Annotated in this window: 25 protein-coding genes, 1 tRNA gene and 2 pseudogenes; 17 read left to right on the top strand and 11 right to left on the bottom strand. The window is 66.5% G+C overall.

Annotation, left to right across the window (positions count from 1 at the left end):
* Positions 1-37: 37 nt before the first annotated feature.
* Positions 38-1,594: a DUF222 domain-containing protein gene (locus tag HUJ41_RS07455; RefSeq protein ID WP_179872028.1), complete on the bottom strand. Its 1,557-nt coding sequence runs from the start codon at positions 1,592-1,594 to the stop codon at positions 38-40.
* A gap of 132 nt (positions 1,595-1,726) precedes the next feature.
* The gene (locus HUJ41_RS07450; RefSeq protein ID WP_179872027.1) at positions 1,727-2,407 is read right to left on the bottom strand and encodes a TetR/AcrR family transcriptional regulator; all 681 of its coding nucleotides are present in this window, start codon (positions 2,405-2,407) and stop codon (positions 1,727-1,729) included.
* Between the two features lie 82 nt (positions 2,408-2,489).
* Here HUJ41_RS07450 and HUJ41_RS07445 point away from each other — a divergent pair, with 82 nt between their 5' ends.
* The 9 genes and pseudogenes from HUJ41_RS07445 (at position 2,490) to HUJ41_RS07405 (ending at position 11,042) form a co-directional block, all read left to right on the top strand.
* Positions 2,490-4,067, top strand: a complete 1,578-nt coding sequence (locus tag HUJ41_RS07445) for an MFS transporter (RefSeq protein ID WP_179872026.1) — start codon at positions 2,490-2,492, stop codon at positions 4,065-4,067.
* A 69-nt stretch (positions 4,068-4,136) separates the two neighbouring features.
* Entirely contained in the window at positions 4,137-4,727 is a 591-nt protein-coding gene (locus HUJ41_RS07440; RefSeq protein WP_179872025.1) for an ArsR family transcriptional regulator, read from the top strand.
* Positions 4,724-5,185, top strand: a complete 462-nt coding sequence (locus HUJ41_RS07435; RefSeq protein ID WP_179872024.1) for a HEPN domain-containing protein — start codon at positions 4,724-4,726, stop codon at positions 5,183-5,185. The genes HUJ41_RS07440 and HUJ41_RS07435 overlap by 4 nt, the downstream gene beginning before the upstream one ends.
* A 35-nt stretch (positions 5,186-5,220) precedes the next feature.
* Positions 5,221-6,105 (top strand): MBL fold metallo-hydrolase, encoded by an 885-nt coding sequence (locus HUJ41_RS07430; RefSeq protein ID WP_179872023.1) that lies wholly within the window; start codon positions 5,221-5,223, stop codon positions 6,103-6,105.
* Between the two features lie 93 nt (positions 6,106-6,198).
* A tRNA-Pro gene (locus HUJ41_RS07425) sits at positions 6,199-6,275 on the top strand.
* Positions 6,276-7,241: 966 nt separating this feature from the next.
* On the top strand, positions 7,242-8,552 hold the full coding sequence (locus HUJ41_RS07420; RefSeq protein ID WP_179872022.1) for an ATP-dependent nuclease: 1,311 nt from the start codon (positions 7,242-7,244) through the stop codon (positions 8,550-8,552).
* Complete coding sequence (locus HUJ41_RS12940) at positions 8,549-8,893, top strand: UvrD-helicase domain-containing protein (protein WP_179872021.1); 345 nt, start codon at positions 8,549-8,551, stop codon at positions 8,891-8,893. Before HUJ41_RS07420 ends, HUJ41_RS12940 begins: the two co-directional genes overlap by 4 nt.
* A pseudogene (locus tag HUJ41_RS07410) lies at positions 8,832-9,977 on the top strand (IS3 family transposase); the annotation flags it as partial. The gene HUJ41_RS12940 and the pseudogene HUJ41_RS07410, both read left to right, overlap by 62 nt.
* Before the next feature lie 267 nt (positions 9,978-10,244).
* The gene (locus HUJ41_RS07405; RefSeq protein ID WP_179872019.1) at positions 10,245-11,042 is read left to right on the top strand and encodes a UvrD-helicase domain-containing protein; all 798 of its coding nucleotides are present in this window, start codon (positions 10,245-10,247) and stop codon (positions 11,040-11,042) included.
* On the opposite strand, the gene HUJ41_RS07400 is transcribed toward HUJ41_RS07405, so the two are convergent.
* The 5 genes and pseudogenes from HUJ41_RS07400 to HUJ41_RS12935 form a co-directional block, all read right to left on the bottom strand.
* Positions 11,020-12,321, bottom strand: coding sequence for an ISL3 family transposase (locus HUJ41_RS07400; RefSeq protein ID WP_179872018.1), 1,302 nt, complete (start codon positions 12,319-12,321; stop codon positions 11,020-11,022). The two genes, HUJ41_RS07405 and HUJ41_RS07400, sit on opposite strands and share 23 nt — an antisense overlap.
* A 627-nt stretch (positions 12,322-12,948) precedes the next feature.
* Positions 12,949-14,754 (bottom strand): DUF2075 domain-containing protein, encoded by a 1,806-nt coding sequence (locus tag HUJ41_RS07395; protein ID WP_179872017.1) that lies wholly within the window; start codon positions 14,752-14,754, stop codon positions 12,949-12,951.
* Positions 14,741-15,058 (bottom strand): nucleotide pyrophosphohydrolase, encoded by a 318-nt coding sequence (locus tag HUJ41_RS07390; protein ID WP_179872016.1) that lies wholly within the window; start codon positions 15,056-15,058, stop codon positions 14,741-14,743. The genes HUJ41_RS07395 and HUJ41_RS07390 overlap by 14 nt, the downstream gene beginning before the upstream one ends.
* A gap of 34 nt (positions 15,059-15,092) precedes the next feature.
* Positions 15,093-15,314 (bottom strand): hypothetical protein, encoded by a 222-nt coding sequence (locus tag HUJ41_RS12770; protein ID WP_224744642.1) that lies wholly within the window; start codon positions 15,312-15,314, stop codon positions 15,093-15,095.
* A 78-nt stretch (positions 15,315-15,392) separates the two neighbouring features.
* Positions 15,393-15,497, bottom strand: a pseudogene (locus HUJ41_RS12935) (DUF2510 domain-containing protein); the annotation flags it as partial.
* 98 nt (positions 15,498-15,595) lie between these two features.
* On the opposite strand from HUJ41_RS12935, the gene HUJ41_RS07380 reads away from it, so the two are divergent.
* The 6 genes from HUJ41_RS07380 (at position 15,596) to HUJ41_RS07355 (ending at position 20,992) form a co-directional block, all read left to right on the top strand.
* Positions 15,596-16,246 (top strand): nuclease-related domain-containing protein, encoded by a 651-nt coding sequence (locus HUJ41_RS07380; RefSeq protein ID WP_179872014.1) that lies wholly within the window; start codon positions 15,596-15,598, stop codon positions 16,244-16,246.
* A gap of 242 nt (positions 16,247-16,488) precedes the next feature.
* On the top strand, positions 16,489-17,646 hold the full coding sequence (locus HUJ41_RS07375) for an ImmA/IrrE family metallo-endopeptidase (protein WP_179872013.1): 1,158 nt from the start codon (positions 16,489-16,491) through the stop codon (positions 17,644-17,646).
* Positions 17,646-18,137 (top strand): DUF4411 family protein, encoded by a 492-nt coding sequence (locus tag HUJ41_RS07370; RefSeq protein WP_224744610.1) that lies wholly within the window; start codon positions 17,646-17,648, stop codon positions 18,135-18,137. Before HUJ41_RS07375 ends, HUJ41_RS07370 begins: the two co-directional genes overlap by 1 nt.
* 128 nt (positions 18,138-18,265) lie before the next feature.
* The gene (locus tag HUJ41_RS07365; RefSeq protein WP_224744408.1) at positions 18,266-19,714 is read left to right on the top strand and encodes a threonine/serine exporter family protein; all 1,449 of its coding nucleotides are present in this window, start codon (positions 18,266-18,268) and stop codon (positions 19,712-19,714) included.
* Positions 19,715-19,775: 61 nt separating this feature from the next.
* Positions 19,776-20,402 (top strand): helix-turn-helix domain-containing protein, encoded by a 627-nt coding sequence (locus HUJ41_RS07360; RefSeq protein WP_246299188.1) that lies wholly within the window; start codon positions 19,776-19,778, stop codon positions 20,400-20,402.
* A gap of 83 nt (positions 20,403-20,485) precedes the next feature.
* Positions 20,486-20,992 (top strand): nucleotidyl transferase AbiEii/AbiGii toxin family protein, encoded by a 507-nt coding sequence (locus HUJ41_RS07355; protein WP_348531829.1) that lies wholly within the window; start codon positions 20,486-20,488, stop codon positions 20,990-20,992.
* Positions 20,993-21,051: 59 nt separating this feature from the next.
* On the opposite strand, the gene HUJ41_RS07350 is transcribed toward HUJ41_RS07355, so the two are convergent.
* The gene (locus HUJ41_RS07350; protein WP_218925587.1) at positions 21,052-21,606 is read right to left on the bottom strand and encodes a LysR substrate-binding domain-containing protein; all 555 of its coding nucleotides are present in this window, start codon (positions 21,604-21,606) and stop codon (positions 21,052-21,054) included.
* A 68-nt stretch (positions 21,607-21,674) separates the two neighbouring features.
* Between HUJ41_RS07350 and HUJ41_RS07345 the strand changes: the two genes are divergently transcribed.
* Entirely contained in the window at positions 21,675-22,130 is a 456-nt protein-coding gene (locus HUJ41_RS07345; RefSeq protein WP_179872010.1) for a DUF5997 family protein, read from the top strand.
* 41 nt (positions 22,131-22,171) lie between these two features.
* Here HUJ41_RS07345 and HUJ41_RS07340 read toward each other — a convergent pair whose 3' ends face one another.
* Genes HUJ41_RS07340 through HUJ41_RS07330 form a run of 3 tightly spaced genes read right to left on the bottom strand, consistent with a single transcriptional unit; the run spans position 22,172 to position 24,132 of the window.
* On the bottom strand, positions 22,172-22,780 hold the full coding sequence (locus HUJ41_RS07340) for a pentapeptide repeat-containing protein (RefSeq protein WP_179872009.1): 609 nt from the start codon (positions 22,778-22,780) through the stop codon (positions 22,172-22,174).
* 9 nt (positions 22,781-22,789) lie between these two features.
* Complete coding sequence (locus HUJ41_RS07335) at positions 22,790-23,428, bottom strand: LLM class flavin-dependent oxidoreductase (protein WP_179872008.1); 639 nt, start codon at positions 23,426-23,428, stop codon at positions 22,790-22,792.
* Positions 23,425-24,132, bottom strand: a complete 708-nt coding sequence (locus tag HUJ41_RS07330) for an NAD(P)-dependent oxidoreductase (RefSeq protein ID WP_179872007.1) — start codon at positions 24,130-24,132, stop codon at positions 23,425-23,427. The genes HUJ41_RS07335 and HUJ41_RS07330 overlap by 4 nt, the downstream gene beginning before the upstream one ends.
* 89 nt (positions 24,133-24,221) lie before the next feature.
* Here HUJ41_RS07330 and HUJ41_RS07325 point away from each other — a divergent pair, with 89 nt between their 5' ends.
* Positions 24,222-24,908, top strand: coding sequence for a TetR/AcrR family transcriptional regulator (locus HUJ41_RS07325; RefSeq protein ID WP_179872006.1), 687 nt, complete (start codon positions 24,222-24,224; stop codon positions 24,906-24,908).
* The last annotated feature ends 19 nt before the right edge of the window (positions 24,909-24,927 follow it).

Below are 24,927 nucleotides of genomic sequence, written 5' to 3'. Positions count from 1 at the left end.
CCCAGAGTAGTTGGGGTGCTGTCGGGCGCGCTCCCGTTCACGCACGGAGCGCGTCGCGTAGTGCGGGGCTGCGGCTGGGCATGTCGATCGGCTCAGCGGGCGGGTTGCCGTGCTCGGCAGGCGGGTCTCCGCGATGGGTGCCGGGCCGGGCATTCGCTTGGGGGCCGTGCCGTGATGGGGGTGGGCTTGGTGGTGGGATGAGTTGGTAGCTGGGGCCGGCGCGGTGGATTTCCCATCCGTTGTTGTGGGCCAGGAGGTGGTGGTGGCGGCACAGGAGGATTCCGTCGGCGATGTCGGTGGTGCCGTGGTCGCGGTGCCAGTGGTGGATGTGGTGGGCTTCGCACCAGGAGGGTGGTCGTTCGCAGCCGGGCCAGCGGCATCCGCCGTCGCGGGCGGTGAGGGCGAGTCTTTGGGCGCGGGTGAACAGGCGGCGTTCGCGGCCGAGGTTGAGGGGTTGGCCGGCATTGTCGGGGTCGCCGTCGACGGTGAGGGTGATGGTGCCGGCGGTGCACGCGCGGCGCTCGATGGTGGCGACGGAGACGGCGTCGGGGTGTCCGTCGATCCAGCCTTGGCCGCGGCGCTTCTCGAGGGTGCGGGCGGCGACGATCATGCGCACGCCGACCGGCTCGTCTCCGAGCAGCTGGCTGGTGTCGGCGGCGGCGCCCTGGCGCAGGAGTTCGGCGATCGTGTCGCTGGCGCGCTGCTCGGGGGTGCGGTCGTCGTCGAGGGCGGGATGCGCGGCTTCTGGGGCATCGTGCTCTCGCTCGGTGTCGCTCTGGAATCGCGGCTCGTGGCGTCGGGGTGAGGTGATGCGGTCGTAGACGTCGCTGACGAGGGCGAAGGTTTCCGGGTCGAGGACCCAGTGGGCGTAGCCCATGCCGTCGGCGCGGCGGCCGAGTCGGAAGGAGCGCTGCTGCCTGCGGGCCTCTTCGCGGTCGGCGATGCCGGCGAGGTCGAGTGCGTCGCGCACGGCGCGGGCCTCGCGGGCGGCGCGGTCGGCGTCGAGCCCGTCCAGTCGGGGCAGAAGCCGTTCGGCGGCGGCCTCGAGGTCGGTCTCGCTCATCGTGCTGGTCGGCCGGCCGAGCCCCGTGCGTACGGCGTCGGCGACGGCGACACTCACCGTCCCGGCCAGCACGGCGTCGCCCAGCGGCGTCGGCGTCTCGCCGCCCACCGATGTGCCGACGCGCACGGCGGTGCGGGCGTCGGCGACGCGGGTTCCCGTCGTCACGCGCACCATCTCCTCGGGGGTGCGGTGCCCGGTGCGTTGCGCGAGACCGGAGTGGCCGAGCTCGGGGGCGGACCGTCGGGCGATCTCCCCGGCGAGAAGCGACACGTGCAGTTGCGCCAGGCGCACCTCGTCGGCCGCGAGGCGGGTGAGGTCGAGCAGCTCGGCGTCGTCCAGAGCGCGAAACGCCTGCACCTCGCGCGGGACGGCGGCAAGGGCATCCCGAGCAGCAGTGAGTGCGCCCGCCACCTCGACGACGCCGCTCACCTCACTGATGGTGTCGTCCGTCGCGCCCCGGCTGGGGTGGCGCGGTAACGCGGCGGCGGGCACCGCGGGCATCGGCGGCGCGAGCGTCGTCGTGATGGTCATGGTCGCCTCCCTCCGCGGTGCCGTGTGCTGGTTCGTGATTCGAACATACATTCGACCACCGACGGTGGAGTGCGTCGATCTCGGGCTGGGGATACGTCACGCGAGGGGAAGGTGGGGAGGATCGGTGCAGGTCTACTGTGCCCCCGACGTCCCAGACGCCCCCCAAGCCCCCGGCGCCCCAGCCCCGTACACCCCAGCCCCACCGACCCCGAGCGCCGCATCGATCGTGGCGCCGAGCAGCTCCGCAAGCTCGGCATCGGAGGCCGCGACGAGCGCGGGCAGCTGGACGACGTGGCGCGCCATCATGAGCCCCACGACTTGAGACCCGGCGAGGGATGCTCGCAGCTGCGGCCGATCCACCCCCAGTTGCCGGGCGAGGGGTTCGAAGAGCCGCTGCGTGAGGATCGACCGGATGCGCTCGGCCGCGTGCCGCTCGTTCGCGGCCGCGCGGACGATGCTCATCATCGTCATGCGCGCGATCGGGTTCGCCTGCAGGTCGAGGATGATGCGGGCGAGGCGCGTGCCGGGGGAGTCGTCGCTCGGCGTGCCGAGCTCGGCCACGATGTCGGCGGGGGCGAGCGGCAGCTGCACGATCGCGGCGAAGAGCGCCTCCTTGCCTCCGTAGTAGTGGTGCACGAGCTTCGGGTCGACGTCGGCCGCACGGGCGATGCCGCGCACGCTCACCTTCTCGTACCCGAGCTCGGCGAACTGCTCGCGCGCGACCCGCTCGATGGTCTCGCGGCTCTCGGCGGCGCTCGACGCGCCCGGCCGCCGCCCCGCCCGACGCCCGGCCCCCGCACCTCTATCAGCCACAACCGCGCGCCCTTCTTGCGGCCCGCGCCGCGCATCCCTAGTGATTTCATCACATGAGGAATTAATTCCTCAGGAGGAATTCATGAGGCCCACCACGGCACCGACAGCCACCCCGGCACCTGCCCTCACCCCGCGCCGCCGCCGCCTCATCCTCCTCACCGTCGCCCTCTCGCTCATGACGGTCGTCTCCGCGGTGAGCGGCCTCAACGTGGCCCTGCCGAGCCTCGCGCGCGACCTGGGCGCGACGCAGACCGAGCTCACCTGGATCGTCGACGCCTACACGGTCGTCTTCGCGGGCCTGCTGCTCGCGGCCGGCGCGATCGGCGACCGGCTGGGCCGCAAGGGCATCCTCATGGTGGGCCTCGCCCTGTTCGGAGCGGCGGCGGTGGGCGCGGCGTTCGCAGCCGACCCGGGCACCCTCATCGTCTTGCGCGCCGTCATGGGCATCGGCGCGGCGGCGATCATGCCGACGACGCTCTCGGTCATCACGACGAGCTTCCCGCCCGCCGAGCGCGGCAAGGCCGTCGGCGTCTGGGTCGGCGTGGCGGGCAGCGGAGCGGTGCTGGGCCTGTTCGGCTCGGGCCTGCTGCTGGAGTTCTTCGACTGGCACTCCTTCTTCTGGCTGAACGTGACGCTCGCGGTGACGGGGCTCATCCTGTCGGCGGCGGTGATTCCCCCGAGTCGGGATGCTCACCCTCCGCGCTTCGACACCCCGGCCGCCCTGCTCTCGTTGGTGGCGGTGGGCGGCATCGTGTTCGGCATCATCGAGATCGCGGCGACGGACGCCGAGGAGCCGGGCCCGAAGGTCGCGCTCGCGGTGGGTCTCGCGGCGGCGGTCGCGTTCGTGCTGTGGGAGCTGCGGCGGCGGGATGCTCTGCTCGACCCGCGTCTGTTCCTGGTGCGCGGGCTCGGGGCGGGCAGTCTCGTGCTGACGGTGCAGTTCTTCGCCGCGTTCGGGTTTTTCTTCACCGCGTTGCAGTACCTGCAGTTCGTGGTGGAGCTGAGCCCGCTCATGGCGGCGGTGTGCCTGCTGCCGCTGCCGTTCGTGATGATCCCGCTGGCCCGCAACGCCCCGCGCATCGCCGAGCGGTTCGGCTACCGCCGCGTCGTGCCGCTCGGGCTCGTGCTCATGGCGGGCCGCTTCGCGATCATGTCCTTCCTCGAGGTGGACTTCCTCTACTGGGTGTTCGCGCTCGGGCTCGTCGTGTTCGCCGCGGGAATGGCACTCGCGGGCACGCCGTCGACGACGGTCATCACGCAAGCGCTGCCGCACGAGAAGCAGGGCGTCGCTTCGGCGGTCAACGACCTCTCGCGCGAGTTCGGCAGCGCGCTCGGCATCGCCGTGCTCGGCAGCGTGCTCGCGGACGTCTACCGCACCGGTGTCGCCGACGTCGCGGTGGGCCTGTCCGGGCCGGCGGCGGAGGCGGTGGAGGGCTCGATCGCGTTCACGCAGTCGCCGATGGTCGCGCAATGGGGTGCCGCAGCCGAGCCGGTCATCGCGGCGGCGCGCCAGGCGTTCCTCGACGGCACGACGACGGCATTGCTCGTCGCGGCCGCCGTGCTCGTCGTCACCGCGGTGGTCGCGGCGATCGTGGGCCCGCGTCACGTGCGGGCCGAGGCCGAATCCCCAGCCGCAGCGGCGGTGGCGGTGCCAGACTGACGGGCTTGGGCAACGGGCTCGCCACAGATCCCTATAAACTTTCAATAAACAAATGCTAGCATCTTGTTTATGAAAGTAGAGGCACCGGCGATCTTCCCTCTTCTGCGATCCGACGCGCAGGGGCAGATCCTGGCCACCCTCGAGCTCAGCCATCGAGGGGAGACGGCGGCCGACTTGGCGCGGCACGTCGACGCGAGCCTGCCCACGGTGACGCGCGAGCTTGCCCGCCTGCACGACGCGGGCATCATCGAGGCGACTCCGGTGGGGCGTCGAGCGGTCTACCGACTCAACGTGCGCCACCCTCTTGCCGAGGCGGTGCGGGAGATCGCGATGTTCGCGCACGGGCCGCAGCCCGTCGTCGCCCGCGAATTGTCGTCGGTGCCGGGCATCGTGCAGGCGGTGCTCTTCGGCTCGTGGGCCGCGCGACGCCGTGGAGAGCCCGGCCCGCCGCCCGGTGACATCGATCTGCTCGTAGTCGGGCGACCTGATCGCGATGAGCTGTACGACGCTCTGCGGCGAGCAGAGGGTCGGCTGCGTCGGGAGGTCAACGCCACGACGATCACCCCGGAGCGATGGGCGACTGTGGATGATCCTTTCGTCGCGACGGTGCGTGCGCGACCATGGGTCGACCTTGACGTCGACACCGGAGTAAGCGCATGACATGGGAGCAGGGCCGGGCGACGATCGAGCAGCTTCTGCACCGCGGTGAACTCGAGAGGGTCGCCGCGCAACCTGAATTCGCTGAGCGCTCCCTGGAGCTGTGCGACACCCACGTCACGGCAGCCAGGTCGATCGTGGAGGAAGACCCCGTCGGCGCGCTGGCACTTGCCTACGACGCGGCACGCAAGGCGCTCACCTCGCTCCTGCTCGCGCAGGGCATCCGGCCCACCCGCTCGGGTGGCCACATCGCCGTCACGGAGGCGGTCTCTGCCCAGCTCGACCCGCCGAATCGGATCGGCCGTCAGGTGGACCGCATCCGTCGTGCACGCAACGACAACGAGTACCCGTCTGTTGACACCCCGTCCGCGACGGCGGATGACGCGACGGATGCGATCACCGTCGCTCAGGAGGCGGTGCGAGCTGTCCGCCTCGTCCTGCCTCACCTCACGCCCTTCTGAGCCGAGCCGGGTGACCTCGGTGCAATACTGACCCCATGTCAGCTCCTGCCCGCGCGGTCGCCCCCGCACCCTCCTCCGGCCCGGTCGGCGCCGTGCACGCCCTCACGGTCGGCCGCGTGCAGGTGCGGCCGAAGAACATCGCCGGCACGGGAACTCCCATGCTGTGGTGGACGCTCACCGCCCGCACGTGGAGCGAATGGCTGCCCGTGCACGTCTTCGTCGTCGAGCACGAGCGCGGCACGGTGCTGTTCGACACGGGCCAGCCGCTCGCCTCCGTGACCGACCCCGACTTCTACTCGCGGGGCCCGCTCGGCTGGGTGTACCGCCGGCAGGCGCGCTTCGAGGTGAGCCCCGAGCACGATTTGACGACGCAGCTGGCCGAGATCGGGCATCCGGTCTCGTCGCTCGCCTACGCCGCTCTGTCGCACCTGCACCAGGATCATGCCGGCGGTGTGCCGCAGCTGGGTTCCACGCCGGTTCTGGTGGCTGCGGACGAGCTGGCCCTGCTCGACGAGAAGCGCCCGCAGCTGCACGGCATCCTGCCCGACCACGTGGCCCCGCCCACCGCCGCGTTCACCCCGGTGTCGTTCACCCCCACGGATGATCCGCTGCTCGCCCCCTTCGCCACCGCCCACGACATCCACGACGACGGCACGCTGCTCCTCCTGCCCACCCCCGGCCATACCCCGGGTTCGATGAGCCTCCTGATCCGCCGAGGGGATGCTCCGCCTCTCCTCCTCGCAGGAGACGCCACCTACGACCCCAGCCTGCTCCCGCGCGCCATAGTGCCCGACGTGGGAGACCGCGCTACTCAGCTAGACACTGCACGTCGTCTCGTGGCCCTCCAGTCCCTGAACCCAACCCTGCGCCTCCTCCCCGCCCACGACCCGAACACCCTGCCCACCCTGGTTGCCCCCTGACGGCGAAGCTCGTCAGTGTCTCGCGGTGCCCGCACGCACCACCCCTCCACCTCCGCTAAGCTTGCTCCCGGCCCACGCACGTCGGGCCAGCCACGGGCTGTGGCGCAGCTTGGTAGCGCACTTGACTGGGGGTCAAGGGGTCGCAGGTTCAAATCCTGTCAGCCCGACCAAATGAAATGAGGGGCCGTCAACGACGGCCCCTCATTTCATTTGGTCGGGCTAATCAACATTGCACCTGCGAGCAGGTGGGCCCACGCCGCGCGAGGGGCCCCACGCGTTGCGCAGCAACGTGTGGGGGAGCCGGTGGGGACAAATCCACAACCTGCCATCTCTCTTCAACTCGCGAAGACCAACCTGCTCGCGTTTGTGTTGTCGTACCGGGTCGGCGTGTTCGTTTCACTCGCAGTCGAGCAAGATCTGTGCTGATGACACGCGGTCGAACTTCTGTCTCGCAAGCGTCCACTGATCTATTGTCAATTCCGTCGGCCAGATTGGCCGACGTTGCCCCACAGACCATTGCGTGCGTCGGTCCATTAAGGAGCCCAGGTCGCTCAATTTCACGACCAATGTGGCAATCATCGGATTGAGGAGTCCAGGTGCATCTTCGTCGTGTAGAGGTTAACGGGTTTCGTGCATCGGCTGTCGACCCAATCTCGTGTGAATTGCCCGGACGCTTTTCTCTAATCGTCGGTGCGAACGGGACTGGCAAGACCACTATCAACGAAGCCATCGTGTTGGCGCATCGTCATCGTTTTCCGCAACTTCCGGCGATCGACGGAGCAGCCCTAGGAGACACGCCTCGCGCGGTTGATGTCCAGTACTCGTTGGAAGGCGACCTCGAAGCTGAGGGCGCGCTCGGGCGATCGCTCTACGAAATGGGCCATGAAGCCCCGAGATGGGGGCGCCCGCTCGAGCGTTCACTCGGCAAGGTTCGCGCTGGGCATGTCGTGTCGCCCACGGAGGGGCACGAGAACGTGCGATTGGTGTATCTCCCAGCCCAGAGGAACCCCATCGATGACCTTTCGCGACGCGACGCACGCGTGTTGCTTGAGCTTCTTCGTGCTGAGGAGCGACGGCGCCCCGAGACCGGTGGCCTTGCGTCGCTTCGCTCCGTTGCCGACGCGATGCTCACCTCGATGACTGAGCACGACCTCCTCGTGGGCCTTGAAGAGCGAATCGGGAATCACCTATCGATGGCGAGCGCCGGGGTCCGAGAGCACTTCGCATTCTTTGGACACCAGAGAGTTGATGATGGATATCTCGCGCGAGTGCTTGAACTCTTGCTTGCTCTCGTACCAGACCGACTGGCGGGCAAACGCCTTGAAGTATCAAGCCTTGGATTCGTCAACCTCCTGCACATTGCAGTCACGCTGGCTGGGATTCCTGACTTGTCCCGACCAGAGGAGATTGAGGCATCCAGCCCGAGCGTTGCACCGACGGAGGATCAGGTCAGCAGGTCCGAAAGTTCTGAGGACTTCGACGCATCTGCGGCTAGGGCGCGACTAGCCGAGACGGCAGAATCCGCCGAAGCAGACGCGGACTCTTTCTACCCGGACCTATTTCACGTGACAGTTCTGCTTGAGGAACCGGAAGCGCACCTCCATCCTCAGCTTCAATACGGTCTGATTCGCTATCTGCGTGAAGTCGTACGCGCTCGACCAGAGATCCAGGTGATCGTCACCACGCACTCTTCAGAACTCATTGCGGCTTGCGATCCTGCGGAGATCGTTGTCTTGCGTCGTGAGCAGACGGGGCGCCCCGTGGCCCGTGCACTTGGATCTGTCCCCATCGCTCCTGGGGAGCGGGAGTCTCTCTTGCGGCAAACACGACTCCACCTCGATGCGAACCGCTCCGCCGCCCTGTTCGCTGAAAACCTCCTCGTCGTTGAAGGTGTAACCGAAGCGATGCTCATGCGGGTCATCGGTCGGGCGTGGGCCGCCGGCGATCGCAGCAAGTTCGCCTTTGTCGATGCGCTTGCCATATTCCCGGTCGGTCACAAGATAGGAAAATGGCCAATTCGGCTTCTTGCCACTCCTGGGCATGAAATTGTTGCCCGCGTAGCAGCGCTCGCAGATACAGATCACCGCGACGTTGGGAAATCATTTAAGCCACCTGCTTGGCACACCGAATTGGACGCCGATACCGCAAAGTTCTTCTGGTCAATGCCGACCTTGGAGCCATCTCTCGCGGCTGGAAATGAGTCTCTCTTCGAAGCAGTGTTTGACACAGCTGGTCTGACAAGACCGTTCGCTTTCACGGCTGACGGTATCGATCAGCATTTCAGAGCTCGAGGCGTCGACAAGGGGGCATTCTCAGTAGCACTTGCCGACGCCATCGACTCGGATCGGGCCGCATTCCATGTTCCGGCCGAACTGGAGGCTATGTTCGATTGGCTCTATGACGGTGGAGCTGTCAAGCGCACGGATTCCTCCGCTCAGGATCAATGATCCATCTCACAGATGAGCAAGTGCTCGCAGCCGCGTCCGAGGATCGGCTGGTGGACATCGTCTCGGCTCCGGGCAGTGGAAAGACCACGGTCGCTGCGGAGCGTTTTGGCTTCCATCGATACCAACGTGGGGATGACAGAGGCGTCTTGGGGCTCACGTTTAACCGAGCAGCAGCTCGAGAGCTAGCTCAACGAGTTGGCCTGACCCCAGATTTTCGGTCCGTTCGTTATGAGAGTCGTCTTGTTGCCCCGCTCGTCGGGGAGGAAGACTGGATTCATCATGACCACGAGAAGGCGCCGGCACACGCCGGAACAGATCGTTCGCAAGCTCGGCATCGCTGACCGTGTCCTGGCCGATGGCGGCGACGTTGCAGCTGCCTGCCGGGAGCTCGGCGTGTCGGAGCAGACCTACTACCGGTGGCGCAACCAATACGGCGGCCTGAAAGCAGAAGACGCGAAACGGCTCAAAGAGCTCGAGAAACAGAACGCGACCTTGAAGCGACTGCTGGCTGAGGCGGAGCTGGAGAAGGCGGCGTTGAAGGAGCTGGCAGAGGGAAACTTTTAGGCCCGGGCAGACGCCGCGCCGCGATCCGTCACTTGCTGAGCGTGTTCGACATCAGTGAGCGGATGGCGTGTCGTCTGGTCGGGCTGAGCAGATCGGCCTGGCGCCGACCCTTGGTCTCGGAGACCTGCGCCGACCCAGACGCTGCATTGCGGACGTGGCTGCGAGCGTGGGCGAAGACTCATCCTCGGCGCGGCTACCGCAACGCCCACGCCGACGCCGTCGGTGAGGGCTGGGTGGTGAACGTCAAGAAGATCCAACGGCTCTGGCGTGAGGAAGGCCTGCGGGTGATCGTGCGTCGTCGCCGCAAACGCGTCGGCGCCTCCACCGCTGAACCTATCCCGGCTGACGCGCCTAACACGGTGTGGGCGGTGGATTTCCAGTTCGATGCCACCGAGAACGGTCGCAACCTGAAGATCGCCTCGATCATCGATGAGCACACCCGCGAATGCGTCGGCGGGCTCGTGGAGCGCTCGATCACCGCCGACCGGCTCGTGGACGAACTGGAGCGCATCGTCGCCCACCGTGGCCTGCCGACTGTGTTGCGGTGCGACAACGGGCCCGAGTTCGTCTCCCAAACCCTCGCCGACTGGGCGAACGACTCGGTGGGGATCTCCTACATTCCGCCGGGCCAGCCGTGGCGCAACGGCTACGTGGAATCGTTCAACTCCCGCATTCGCGACGAGTGTTTGAACCTGAACAGTTTCTACAGCCTGCACCATGCCCGGGTCGTGATCGGCGACTGGAAAAGGGACTACAACCATGGCCGTCGCCACTCCGCGCTCGGCTACCGGACCCCGGCGGCCTATGCTCGGGACTGCACGCATCGAAACCCGTGACGACTCCCAAACGGCGTGGACCGAAACACGGGGTCAGGCCAGAGTCACTAGCCGCTGGGGCGAATCTTGCCTCGTGTACCCACATCGAATTGCCACCTTTGATCACGTCTATGTTGACCTAATTCATCGACTCATAAGAGAAAAGATCATCAGCTGGCCTGGGAGTCATGAGCGTCTCGACGTTCGGGACGACTACCGAGGGCTTGACGGATTCACGTACCTCGTCCCAGATCGCAATTGGCGGCGCTACGCGAGCCTAAACTCGAAACGACAAGTGGTGTCACTTAGTCGGATGGTCACCAAGCCAGCACGGGGTGTAGGAGCCAAGGCCAAACACCAGTCCATACTTGGGCAGGGCATTGTGGATCACGAAGATGTCAGACATGTACTTCGCGCAGTGCTTGAAGATGTTGACCTACGCGCGCTCATCTCCGATTGGCTTTCCAGTAGCTACAGAGCAATCATCATCGACGAGGTGTACGACGCTGACGAGCTTGACATAGAGGTCGCTCGACTTGCGGCCGATTCGGGTTCGTCTGTGACTACGATCGGAGACCCCTGGCAGGCACTCTACAAATGGAGGGGCGCGCAGCCTCATCTCGTTGCGAAGTTGTTGGAGGCGACCACTGACCGGTTCAACTGTCGAATCCTTAGTCAGTCTTTCCGATTTCATGGCACACAAATGCCAGAGCTTGCTGCCGCTCTCCGACGTGGCGAGAAGGCGAGCTTGCCACCTATCTCAAGTGAAGACATTGATGTTGCACTGGCGCGACGCTGGCGAGATCTATGGAGAGTCGGGGACAACGTCCTACCATTGGCCTTTCGGAACGTCGAAAACAAGTCAGATGCTGCGATTCTGCTTCTACTTGATGTCGTCACGAAGTCTCGACTCGGCGAAAACGCGCATGGCCGAGAAAGCGCGATAGCTAAGCTCAAAATAGATCGTGACTCTTTCCTGCAGAAGCAGCGAGAGATCATGGAGCCGTTGGTCGCCCGCCTAATGGCTGGCGAAGATGCTGTCACAGTCCTGGATGCACTGCGCGACACCGTTAAGTGGCTCTTCGCAATCAAGCGGGTAGGTGGGGTCTGAATCCGCCGCTTTCGAGCAGGCTGCGGGCGATGTAGTTGCTGAGGTTGCGGAAGCCGAGCGCACTGCCGCGGAGGTGTTCGAGTCGGCCGTTGATCGCCTCGGTTGGACCGTTCGAGGTGCCGGGCAGGTCGAAATAGGCCAGCACGTCGCCGGCGCGGCGATGCAGGGTGCGGCCGAGCTTGCCCAGCTCGACGAGGACTTCGGGAACGCCGTGACGCAGCGAGTCGATCACCGCTTGCAGGGCTCGGCGCCCGGCGGCTCGGTCGGGGTGCCGGTAGGCGGCGACGATGCTCTGGTAGACGGCCCAGGTGGTCTCGACCTCGACATGCTCGTCGATGGCGAACACCGCCTCGATGCGGGCGCGCTGTCGGTCGGTGAGGAACGCTTCCCCGGTGTGCAGGGCGCGGCGAACACCATAGAGCGGATCGCCGGCGTGGCCGCGGTGGCCGAGGGTGTGCTGTTGGACGCGTTGCCGGGTGCGGTCGAGGGCGTCGCCGGCGAGCTGGACGACGTGGAACGGGTCCATCACCTCGATCGCGTCGGGGAGGGCTTCGGCGGCGGCGGTCTTGAAGCCGGTGAACCCATCCATCGCGACCACCTCGATCCCGGCCCGGAACGCCGGGGACTGCTGCTCGAGCCAGGTCTTGAACACCGGCTTCGATCGGCCCTCGACCATGTCCAGCAGCCGCGCCGGACCCGTCCCGTCACGCACCGGGGTCAGGTCGATGACCACGGTCACGTAGCGGTCCCCGAACCTCGTGTGCCGCCAGACGTGTTCATCGACACCGATCACGGTGACCCCATCGAAGCGGGCCGGATCGCCGATCAGCCTCCGACGGCCTTCCTCCAAAACAGCACTGTTGGCCGTGTGCCAGGACACCCCGAGCCGAGCTGCGACTCGGCTGATCGTGAGATGGTCCACGACGAGCGCGGTGAGCGCCCAGGTGAGCGCTCCACGGGACAGCTTCGACCTCGGCTCAGCCGCCGCGGTGCTGTCCTGCCGCCACGACCTGCCGCATCCCGAGCACCGGTAGCGGCGCACCCGCACCAGCAACGTCGTCGGCCGCTCGCCGAACGGGACATGCGCGAGCCGTCTCGCCTCGGTGCCGCGCGAGACACCCTCCGCCCCGCACCACCGGCACCACTGGTCCGGCTCCACGATCCGGCACTCCAACACCGCCCGATGTGCCTCGATCCGCTGCCCGGCGACCACGAGTCCGAGCTCCTCGAGACGGCAGAAGACAGTCAGATCGGCGGGGTCGAAGGTAGCGTTGAGCACGTCGAGGTCTTTCTCGGATGGTGAGCCTGAAGAACTTCCATCCTGGAAGACCTCGACCCTGTCTCCAGACCCCGACGCGCTACCGACCTACCCCCTCAACTGCGAAGAGCCCGTTAAGTCTTTGGGTGTGCGCAGGCCCAGCAGACTAGGCGACCCAAGTAAGGAGGCTGCGCTAGTCGAGCAGATCGCCCAGATCGCTGCGCGCCTCCCGAGAACCGATCTCATTCCCGGTCTGACCGTTTTTCAAGCGAAGGGCCAGGAGTGGTCACGCGTGGGAGTTGTCTTGTCGTCGGCTCAAGTTGCGATGCTAGAGGGGGGTCTTCAGCAGGATTTCGAGGACCATTGCATCATCTATGTTGCCGTTACCCGGGCAAAGTGGTTGTGCGGGCGCCTTGGAGACGACAGGCCGCTCGACTTGGCAGGCCTCGAGGATGAGCTTTGAGAGTGGCCTCGACTTCTGCGCGCACTACGTTCCGCAATTGCGCTACTCGCTCTTCGGAAGCATACGACCGCGATCGCTGAGGTACGGTGCTACTCGCAATGATGGATGCTGGGTGAGAGTGACCGTCAAGCAATTGGCCGACCGAGCGTACTCGGCGATTCGTCAGACTCTTCGTCGCGATGTGGTCACTGCGAGTGGCGATCGAACTTGTGAACGAAGAGGGCCTTCAGGCGATCAGATAGGTGCTGACCGCAAACGTAAACGTATGTCCCCCGGATCCCCCTCGTCATCAATACCGCATACACATTGGACACGTACCGCAGCAGATCCTCATCGCTATACGTCTTGCCGAGCGTCGGGTTGTTCTCCTTGCCCTTCTTGTCGAAATAGCTGTCACGGTCGACGACCAGGCGCTGAGCATCCTCGTCCCACTGCAGGTCGTTGCCGATGATGACGCCGGCGTAGTTGAGGTCGTAGCCCTGCACGGTGTGGATCGAGCCGACTTCGTCGAGAGAAGTCTTCGAGGCGATCCAGTCGGTGGCGGTGGTGTTCCAGCGCAGCTGGCGGCCGTCGAGCTCGATGTCGTAGGCGGTCGGGTCGCTGCGACTCTTCCACTCCCACGCGTAGCCGGCGACGAGGCGCGCAAGCCCGTGTTCGGTGTCGCGCTCGCGGATGGCGTCGTGCATTTCGCCGAGGTCGTCGAAGAACCGCAGGTCGTAGCCCTCGAAGGTGCGGGGTGCGGGAGGCGGAGCATCCGGTAGCGGGAGCCCGGGGCGCAGGATGCTGCGCACCCAGCCGATGTAGTCCTCGCCGGCGCGGACCCGCAGCTGTGAGGTGAGCGGGTAGTGCCGGTGGTCGGCTTTGGCGTCGTCGACGAGGGCGCGCATGAGTTCGGGCGGCAGGTCGGCGGGGCGCACGCTCTGCTCGGGGTCGACCATGATCAGCTGGTGGCGGCTGCGGGCGCGGATCCAGTCGAGCTGCGTTTTGGCGGGGTCGTCGGCGCCGAACAGGCGCACATTGTTGTCGGCGAACTTCTTGTTGAGCACGCCGGAGGCCTGGTTGGCGCGCTGGTTGAGGCGGTGAGCTTCGTCGACGATGAGGAGATCCCAGTGGGTGTCGCTGCCGCCGACATCGAACGGGGTGAGCACTTGGCGCGGGTGGAGGCCGGGAGTGCGACGGAACACGGCCTGGATGCTCTTACGCAGCGACTGCTGGGGTACGACGAGCCCGACGGTGAAGTCCTTGAGCAGCACGCGGTTCTCGTCGGTGAAGAATTCGGCGAAGACGGAGTCGGCGTCGGGCTCGTCGTCGGGCTTGGATGCGGCGATGTCGGCGAGCAGCTTCATGAGGTAGATGGCGACGACGGTCTTGCCGGTGCCGGGTTCGCCTTGCACGACGAGCAGGTCGCCGATGTTCTTGTCGACGTCGTCGAGGAGGCCTTCGACGATGTCTTCGACGGCGGCCGCCTGGTCGTCGGTGAGCGCCTTGTAGGGGGAGAGCTTGAACAGGTCGCTGTTCTCGATCTCGGGGATGCTGCGGCTGAAGATGCCTTCGGCGCGCAGCTGCTCGAACACGTCCCGGAACGACTCGCGGTAGAGCTCGCGCTCGTAGTAGTCGGAGTCGGTGATGCCTTCGTTGCGGTTGAGCACGCGGTAGGTGCCGTCGCCAGCGAGGAGGCGGATGAGGTGCGACTCGAGGTCGAGGCAGGCGGACTTGTTGAAGCGGTCGTCAAGGACTACGCGGACGCTGGTGAGGTGCTGCTTGGTGGGGGAGTCGAGGTGCTGCAGCATGCGGGCGGCGGCGTTGACGGTTTCGCCGACGTAGACGTCGTCGAGGGTCTTAGCGGTGGGCTTGCCGGTCCCGGTGCCGCTCGTGCCGCCTCCGTCGATGACGTAAACGGTCGGCCAGTTGCGGTGGCGCGTGTCGAGCGCGCTCCACACGCGGACGGCGTCGCGGTCGAAGGGGAGCCGCTCGATGCTAGAGCCGGTCATACTTCTCGCTGCGCCCGCGCGCCTTGTCGGCCGGATACTTGGCGCGGCTGCGCTCGAGCTTCTCGAGCACGATCTGTTCGGGGTCGAGGCCGAGCTTGTCGGCAAGCATGAGGCAGTAGCTGAGCACGTCGGCGAGCTCGTCGCGCACGGCTTCGGGGTCCGCGTCGGCGTTCCACTGGTAGCACTCGAGCAGTTCGCCGGCCTCGATGGAGATGCTCTTGGCGAGGTTCTCGGGGGAGTGGAACTGTGCCCAGTCGCGTTCGGCCACGAACGCGCGGAGGGCGTCGCGGGCGGCGTCGGTCATGCTGAGAACCTATCGCGCATCGTGGCCGACGGTCTCAGAAGCTGAGGTTGCTGAGGGAGACGCTCACGTTGATCAGGAACAAGAACGCGCCAACGAGGCTCAGAGTGAGACCGACAACTGCGGTCGGAAACTGAACTCTCTGCCCTGTTGCTTCGCCAAGACTGTTCGCACGTGCAATTCCTAGCGCACTGAACACAATGCCCAGGGTGGAAGGAATCAATACCGGGTTGTACAGCAGAGAGACGAACCCCATCACGATTCCAACGATGGCCCACGGGTTGCTTGATGCCGGCGCACTTGACCCGCGATGATCGGGAACTGTCGGAGGTGGCAGAGGCTTCTCGCGCCGGAGGTCAGTCCACTTAGAACCATTCCACCAGCGCTCCCGTGTGCCATCTTCGGGGTCTTCGTACCAGCCCGATACGGGCAGAGTGGACATACTTGCCTCTCGACTGAAGAACCTAGAATCTTCATCAGCTTAGACGCGCCCAGGACGGGGGCTGCCGAGCCCCCCTCGACTTCTCCTACCGTCGAACCATGACTGACGAGAACGGCACCGCCGGAGGATCCGCTCGACGCGAGTACGAGAGGCGCCGCGCCAAGGATGAGGCGGCGACCCGGGCATCCTGGGGCAAGCTCGGCACCATCGCCGTGGCGCTGACGCCGGAGCGTCAGAGCACGCGAGCGTGGAGTTCGGGTGCTATCTGCGAGGAGCGGGTCGCGGCTGTGGTGGACGCGGTCGCGGGGCAGAGCATCCGGGTGCTGCATGATCGCAAGATTCCGCGCTCGAAAGCCAACATCGACCACCTTGTCGTCACGCCGGGCGGGGTGTGGGTGATCGACTCGAAGCGGTACCAGGACAGGCGGCCGGAGCTGCGGGTCGAGGGTGGCATTCTGCGGCCGCGGGTGGAGAAGCTGCTCGTGCGGGGGAGCGACAAGACGGCGCTCGTCGAGGGTGTACTCAAGCAGGTGGCGCATGTGCAGGAGGCGGTGGGAGACGTGCCAGTGCGCGGGGTGCTGTGCTTCGTCGACGCCGACTGGCCGCTCGTCGGCGGGTCGTTCACAGTGCGCGGGGTCGACGTGATGTGGCCGAAGAAGCTGGTGAAGGTATTGAGTGCGCCGCAGGAAGCGGTGTGTGACGTGACGGCGACGGTGGAGGTACTGGCGCGGCGGTTTCGGGCGGCGTGAAGGTGCCTCTTCGGTCTGCAAGGGAAAGCAGCGAGTGCCGTTGCTTGCACTTAGGCCGCTAAACGCAAATAAGGACGGCGCTCGGGGTGCAGCGCTGTCAGGGGTTGGTGGCAACATCATGACTCGCAGGAGAGATGGGGATGTCAATTTCACATCGCTCGACTCTCTGGCGATCGGATCGTTCGACCCTAGGCTGTAGATCAGCCTCATGGGGGAGTCGCGAGTAGGTAGGAGGGCAGCGAATGAGCGCACGAGTCGCAGTAGCGCCTTCCTTGCTTCTCTGGGCACAAGAGCGCTCCAAGCGTGACGCTGAGGCACTGGAGAAGAAGTTTCCGGCCTGGCATGAGTGGCTCGCAGAGTCCCGGGAACCCACGGTTCGCCAAGTCGAGGAGCTGGCGAGGTACACCCACCTCCCCTTTGGCGTCTTCTTCCTGAGCGAACCGCCAGATGTGGAGCTTCCGATACCGGACTACCGTCTTGGCCGTTCTGGCGATCGAGTCACCCCGAGCCAAGAACTCCTCGACGTCATCGACCTCAGCGTGAGGCGTCAGGCATGGTTCACGGACTACGCGCTGAAGCTCGGGCTCGGCGATGCGGCGATCCCTCGAGCGCACGAAAGCGATGAGCCGGGGTCTGTTGCGACCGCTGCCGCCAAACACTTGTCTTTCGAGGTTGCTGATCGAGCTCGCTTGAAGACTCGCGAGAACGCGCGCAATCACTTGCGTCGAAAGTTTGAAGAACTCGGGGGCCTTGTCGTTATCACGAGCATGGTGGGAAACGACAACCATCGAATGCTCGACCGTGATGAGTTCCGCGGGTTTACCTTGGCCGACGACCGCGTGCCGCTGATCTTCGTCAATGCCAGCGGGGACTCCCTGAGTGGGCAGATCTTCACGTTTCTGCATGAGTACGGTCACGTGATGCTGGGCAAGACGGGAGTGAGCGACGAGGACCCGAATACGAACGGGTTTGGGGTCGAGAGCTGGTGCAACGCTTTCGCTGCTGAGATGCTCGCACCCGCCACAGATCTGAGGTCTCAGTTTCGTCGGGAGCCTCCTTTCGAGGACGAGCTCGATCGCCTCGCGGGGCGATACATGTGCAGCACCCTGGTCATTCTGATCAGGTTGCGCGACCTTCACCTCATTGAGACGAGCGGATTCGATGCCATATATGCGCGTGAGGAAAGAAGAGCGGCCGAAGCGTTCAGCTATCAGCGCCAGAAGAACGCCGGCGGCGGCGACTTCTATCTGAATCAGCCCTTCAGGGTGGGGGAGCGACTGTCTCGCGCTGTTCTGTCTGACGTTCGCGAAGGCGGAACTTCCTACACCGATGCGTTTCGGGTACTCGGCCTTCGCAGTGCGGAGCAGCTTCGCAAGTACTCCGAACAGTTGGGCTTGTGATGCACCTGCTTGACGCGAACATCTTCATCACCGCCAAGAACACCTACTACGGCACTGACTTCGTCCCAGGCTTCTGGGAATGGATCGCGGAGGAGTACGCCACTTGCGATCTGCGTTCCGTCGTTGCCGTGCGAGAAGAGTTGCTTGCCCAAGAGGATGAGCTCAGCGACTGGGCGCGACAGCTGCCGAGCGAGTTCTGGATGGAGGAGACCGCCGCCGACATCGTCGCGCTTCGCAAGCTCGCAGGATGGGCGATGACCGGGGAAACCCGATTCCGACAGGAAGCGAGAACCGACTTCCTCGCCTCAGCGGACTATCGTCTTCTCGCCCAAGCATTCGCAGGCGCGCATACCGTCGTCACCCACGAAGTTGCTCAGCCGGAAGGCAAGAAGACGATCAAGATCCCAGACGTGTGTAGCGCCTTCGGAGTCGAACTGCGCGAGCCGTTCGAGTTGTTCCGCGAACTCGGGCTTCACCTAGTTCGGGCGTGAATCGCGAGGCAGAGCATCCCGATTATGAACAATCGCGGGGTTGCGCTGTCATGAGCCGCGTGCGACGTGCGCATGTGAGCTCGTCGGCTCGCGGCGCGCGCTGAACTGCGGGCCCGTACCCTGGTGCAGTGGGTGAAAGCAGCGACAACGGACGCAGGGTGCCCTGGCGACGGAAGAATCGGTCGATTCTGCAGATCGCTGACGGGGTACTGCGGGGGTCGACCGCTCCCACCCAGGTGATCTCGGTGGCCGGCGGCGACGGGCAGCCGTCTCAGCGCCACGTGCGCCTCGTGATCGACCTGTGCCTGCGGGTGGGCGAGGCGATGCTCGCGACGGGCGCGTCGGCGGCCGACGTGGTGGCGATGGTGCTGCGCATCAGCGACGCGTACGGGGTGAGCGGCATGCACGTGGACATCACGTTCACGTCGATCACCGTCTCGGTGCATCGCGGCATGAACGAGGACCCGGTGTCGGTCATGCGGATCGTGAAGGTGCGCACCACGGACTACACGAGGCTGCAGAACGTGTACCTGCTGATCGAGGAGATCACCGGCGACGGCATGCGGCCCACCGTTGAGGTTGCCCGCGAGCGGCTCACCACGATTCTGTCGAGCCCGCACCCGTACCGGCGCTGGGTGGTGACCGCGGGCAAAGCGATTCTGGCTGCCGGGGTTGTGGTGCTGTTCGATGTGGGACTGGTGCTCGTGTTCGTCGCCGCAGTGTCTGCGGTGATCTCTGACCTCATCACGCGTCAGTTGGGCAAGTGGTCGGTGCCCGGCTTCTTCGCTCAGATGGCGGCCGCTGTGGCGACGACGAGCATCGCGGTGCTGCTGTTCTGGTTGCGCTCGGTGGGCATCGAGCTGCCGGGGTCGGATGCGCCGACGGTCATCGTCATCGCGGGAATCGTCATGCTGCTGTCTGGTTTGGGGCTCACGGCGGCCGCGCGCGACGCGATCGACGGGTACTACGTGACGGCGACGGCGCGAGGCATGGAAGTGTTCATGCTCACTCTCGGCCTCGCCGTGGGCATTTCGGCCGTCTTGGGCATCGCCTTGCGGATGGGCATTCCGGTGGCGGTGTCGACGTCTCTCGGCGACGGTATCGGCCTGGTTTCCGGGGTGGTGGGTGCGGCGCTCATCGGATGCGGGTTCGCGCTCACGTCGTATGTGCGGCTGCGCCTGGTGCCGCTCATGGCGGCCGCGACGGCTCTCGTGTTCACCGTGTTCCTGCTGGTGTCGCCGTACGTGGATCAGCCGGGCTTGGCGCCGGGCATCGCCGCGGTGGCGGCGGGCGTCATCGGCTACCTCACCTACCGCTGGATCAAGGTTCCCGAAGGTGCGACGACGACGGCGGCCATCATCGGTCTGATCCCCGGTCTTGCCGTGTACAGCGCGCTGTACGTGCTTGTGGATTCGACGACCGGGGTGATGGAGGCGCTGCCCGCGGCGGTGGACGCCATCGCGACGGGTATCGGACTCGCTGCGGGAACCGCGATCGGAGGGTTCGCGGCCCGCCGGACGTTCGGGTTGGACCGTCAGGCGATGATCGCCGGCCGACGAGCGCGCGGGGCGCGGTAGCCCCCCTGCTCAGCGGTTTCCAGCAGTGTGAGCTGACCCTCATCCACAACCAGGATGAATCGTGGTGCCCACCAAGTATATCGATTACGATATAGATCCTGAGAGGAGGCGCATGGACCTCATTGACGTGTTGCGCAGTGCTCGCACGAGTAGGGGCTGGGATCAAGGCGAACTCGCGCGCCGCCTCGGCACAAGTCAGTCGGCGATCTCCTTCATCGAAGGGCGGCGCAGGGCCCCGCGACTCGACACTGTGCAGAACTGGCTCGTAGCCACCAGTCATCGGGTTGTCATCTACCCGAGCATTTTCGCTGACGCTACCGAGACTGCGCTTGCCATCGACGATGCACTGGAGGCGGGAGATCGTGATCGCGCTTGGCGTGCGCTGCTCGACTACTCGGACGGCCTCGCCGTCTGCATGCCCGTGGAATGCGTGCTGCTCGCAGCGTCTGCGCCACCACCGAATGTGGAGCCGACATGGACGGCGGCTGTCGCGGCCGTGACCGACTGGCGCCTGCGAGATCGCTCACTTCCGATACCCGAATGGGTCGACGAGCAGCAGCGCATTCTGCCCAGCGCCCAGCCGTTGATCATCAGTGACTACGACCTGACGCCGCAACCCGACGATGTGCCGGAGGCCTTCGAGCGCCGCAACCTTCTCGTCGAAGCGGGCGCACTGCGGAGTGCGTGATGGTCGTTCGGCTGGACCGTGATGATCTCATCGACGGGCTCCGTGAGATCGTCGCTCGTGTTCGCAGCGCAGGACTCACGGGAGTGACGATCGAGATCATCGGAGGTGCTGCGCTTCGCCTCGCCTACATCGAGCGTGCGACGACGGTCGACATTGACGCCCGGCTGTCGCCCGAACAGCAACTGGCGCCAATAATCCGTGACATCGCGGCAGAGCGTGCGTGGCCCGACAATTGGTTAAACAGCGACGCTGAGCAGTTCATCCCCCGGTGGGGTCGTGACGTGCATTGGCGCACACTGTGGACGCTCGACGGCGTGACGATCAGTGTGGCGAGCCCGGAAGCGCTGCTCGCGATGAAGCTGCACGCCGTGCAGCACCGAGGTAACCGTGACATCGGCGACGTGGCGAAGCTGCTCACGATCGTCGGCGTCGACTCGGTCGACGAGGCCGAGGAACTGTATGGAGAGTTCTATCCGGGGGATGAGTTCACGCCGCGCACGTACGAGCGAGTCGAGCGCGTGTTTATGGTCGGGCTACCCGCGGCTGAGTCGCCGCCACCGGCGCCGTTTGCCGATGAAGGTCTGCTCTAAGTCAGCTGTCGGCGGTCATGCTCCCGCGCCAACGGACCGGCCACGCAGCAGCGGGATGCTCAGCGCGAGCTGTTCGCCGTGCGCCCCCGCACGATGCCGATGAACTCGTCGCACAGCGGGTGCGCGTCGCGCGTCGGCCAGACGAGCGCAATACCGGTGTCGGGGGCACCACTGAGGGGGCGGGCGACGACGTCTTTGCGCGAGTGCGCGCGGGCGACCGACTGCGGCATGACGGCCACGCCGACGTTCGCCGCGACGAGCTCGACCGCGTCGGCGCCCGTGCCCCCGTGCAGGTCGACGGGAAGCACGGTCACGTCGTCGAGCTCGGCGAGGTCGGCGACGCTGAGGTCGCCGACGCCGGCGACGAGCGAGCCCTTCGGCGCGACGACGACGGGCGCCTCCCGGTAGAGGGGGATGGCATGCCGGTCGTCGTCGGCGACAATGTCGCGCGCGAGCGCCATGTGCGCGCTGCCGTCATCGAGCGCCGCGAGCGCCTCCGCCTGCGTGTGCGGCCGCAGCTCGAGGCGCCCGCGCGGCCGGCGCTCCCGCCACGTGCGCTCCCACTTGCCGGGTGTGACTCCGGGCACGAAGGCGACGATGAGCGGGTCGGGCATGGGCTCAGGCTACCGGCGGTGACGGGCGACTCAGCCTTGGGCATCCCATCATCAGTACGCTCGGGTGCATGACCGACGCACCGCGCGAAGACAACCGCCAGCAACCGAAGCCCAAGAAGGAGCAGATGCTGAGCCCGGCGACGGCCGCGAAGAAGCTCGGCGTGTTCCTGCCGGCGATGCCCGAAGACTTCCGCGCGCAGCCGGTGTCGCGCTCGACGCTGCGCGAGATGAACGAGAACCCGCCCGAGTGGCTCTCGACGCTGCGCCGCGAGGGGCCGCACCCGCGCGACGAGGTGGCTCGCCGCCTGGGCGTTTCGAACTCGGCGCTCGCCCGTGGGGGAGTGAGCGACTCGATGACGACGGAGGAGATTCGCGCGCTGCTCGACGAGCGGCCCGAGTGGCTCGTCGTGGAGCGCGAGAAGCACGCTCCCGGCAGTGGTCGGCCGCCGGGTACTGCGATCGGGGAGCGGCCAACCTCTGCCGCGCCGGTCGACCAGGACGAGGACGAGGACGAGGTCGACTGACGACTCCAGCTGAGGACGCCGACGGACGGAATGAGCCGACGTCAGTCGTCGGTGTCGGGCATGACGCGCAGCCCGTCGAGCGGGAGCCCGACCGGCGGCTCGCCCTCGACGTAGAACGCACCAGTGAGGTCGGCCTCGGTGAGGTCGGCGCCCGTGAAGTCGGCGCTGGTGAGCTCGGTGCTGCGCAGGAGCGCCTCGCTCAGGTCGGCGTCGACGAAGATGCTGCCGGTGACGTCGACGTTCGTCAGGTCGGCCTCGCTCAGGTTGGCGCCCGTGAGGTCGGTGCGCTTGAGTTCGGCGTCCAGCAGGTCGGCGTCGGAGAAGTCGGCGCCGGCGAGGGGCAGGCCGCTGAGCTGCGCGCCGCGCAGGTTGAGGCTCGAGAACGGCAACACGGAGCTCTCGGCCATGACCGCTTCGCGCACGAAGAGGGAGTTGCCGAGCGATTCGGCGTTCGATTCGCGCTCGGCGGTGGTCGCCTGGTCGAGCGCGAACACGGCGAGTGAGACGACGAGGGCGAGCACCACGCCGCCGATCACCTCGAGCCACAGGTCGTCTCGGTTGCGGGCGAAGAATCCGCGGATGCCCGGGCGCGAGCTCGCGGCCGTGGCAGGTTCGGTCGTGACGGGGTCGGGCGGGGCGGGCTCGGTCACGGGGCCTCCTCAGGCGGCGGGTAGCACTCCTGCCAGGCTATCGAGCGCGTCCACTGGGTCGTCCCCGACGGGGATGAGCACGTGGTCGGTCGTGCCGGCCGAGTCGAGCTCGTCGAGCCGGGCGCGCACCTGCTGCGCGTCGTCGGCGAGGGACCGCGGCCCCCGCACGCCGAGCACGATCGGCGGAACGGTCGGTGGGAGCGCGCTGGGGTCGAGCGCGACGGGGTCGGCGCCCTCCGCGAGCGTCACGGCGTCACCGCGCAGGAGCGCGGAGAGCGACTGCGCGTACCCGTCGAGGAACGTGAGCGGCGTGCGTGGCCAGATGCCGAGCGAGGCCATCCAGTCGGGCACGCCATGGCCGATGCCGACGTCGAGTCGACCAGGGTGCAGGGCTTCGAGGGTGGCGATCTCCATGGCGGTGAAGGCCACATTGCGGGCTGCCGCCGGCAGGATGCCGACCCCGATGCGGATGCTCGTGGTGCAGCCGAGCGCCACCGCGGCCTGCGCGATGCCACCGCGGTACCCGAGGTCTTCGACCACCCAGACCTCGTGGAACCCGAGCTGCTCGGCCCGCTGCACGAAGTCGATCACGTGGCCTGCGAGCAGGTCGCGGGGAAGCATGACACCGATGCGGGCTGGAGTGCTCATGCCGTCGATGCTAGGTGCTCCTGCGCGCTCGGGGTGAGGCGGCCGACGATCGCGGGCGCTTCGCCGATGAGGGTGTCGTCGGTGAGGGCCTCGACCATGAAGAGCGCGAAGTCGGTGCGCCGGGTGAGGTTGCTCTCGAGAACGGGGTCGCCGATGTGGCGGCTCCACACGGGCAGGCCCTGGCTCTCTCCCTCCTCCAGGTCGCTGCCGCGCACGAGGGTCCAGCGCCGGTTGCTCGCGAAGACGCGCCGAGCGGCTTCCACCTGGTCGTCGATGTCGATGACGCGCAGGAAGCGGGCGAGGATCGTGGAGACGCGCACGAGGGCGAGGAAGCGGCGCGAGTAGCGGTCGCGTTCATCGCGGGCGACGTGCCAGCCGCAGGAGAACACGAGCCGGGCATCCGGTTCGGCGTAGTCCAGCACGGCCTGCGCGGTGCCCGACGAGTACTTCTTCATGCCCCACGGCACGAGGACGGTCAGTACGCCGTCGCAGCCGGCGACGGCACGGCGGATGACGCTGCGGTCGTTCGTGTCGCCGGGCACGATCGTGATGCGGTCGGCGAGGTCGGCGAGCTTGTCGACGCTGCGCTCGCGGCAGACGCCGACGACCTCGTAGCCGCGGTCGAGGGCGTGGCGGATCATGTACCGGCCGAGCTTGCCGGAGGCCCCGACGATGCAGATGCGGCGGAGGGTGGGCGTGGTCATGGTGTCTCCTCGTGTCGGACGGGCACTTACGGCGTAAGTCAGCATAGACTTACGATGTAAGCAAAGCAAGACGAGGATTCGAGGCACCTATGGCAGACACCACGCGCAGCCGTGCCACTCCCCGGCGGCCACTCAGTCGTGAGCGCATCGTGGATGCCGCTCTCGCGCTCGCCGCCGGCGCCGGGCTGGCCGGCACGACCATGCGGGCGCTCGCCGGCGCGCTCGGAGTCGAGGCGATGTCGCTCTACAACCACGTGAAGAATCGCGACGATCTGCTCGACGGAATGGTCGACGCGGTCTTCGCGCAGATCGAGCTGCCGACCGGCGCGGGCGACTGGGCGGGGGAGATGCGGACGCGATCCCACTCCGCGCACGCCGTGCTCACGCGGCACCCGTGGGCGGTCGGCCTCATGGACTCGCGTCGCGCACCGGGCCCGGCGACCCTGCGTCACCACGACGCCGTGCTCGGGTCGTTGAGAGCGGGAGGCTTCAGCGTGGCGGGAGCGCTGCACGCCTTCTCGCTGCTGGACAGCTACCTGTACGGCTACTGCCTGCAGGAGCAGTCGCTGCCGTTCGACGGGCACGAGGAGCTCGTCGATGTCGCCGAGGGGATCGCCGCGAGCATGGGCGACGACTACCCCTGGCTCAGCGAGGCGATGACGCAGCGGGCGTTGGCACCCGACTACGCCTACGCCGACGAGTTCGCCGTCGGCCTCGACCTCATCCTGGGCGCGCTCGAGCCCGACGCGCAGCCCACCGACGCGTCCGCCGGGTGATGCGCGCCGAGCGTCTGTG

Origin of the sequence: Microcella indica (assembly GCF_013414345.1) — a bacterium.
GTDB lineage: Bacteria > Actinomycetota > Actinomycetes > Actinomycetales > Microbacteriaceae > Microcella > Microcella indica.
Note: the sequence above shows the minus strand (reverse complement) of the source record. Positions and strands in the feature narration are given on the sequence as shown.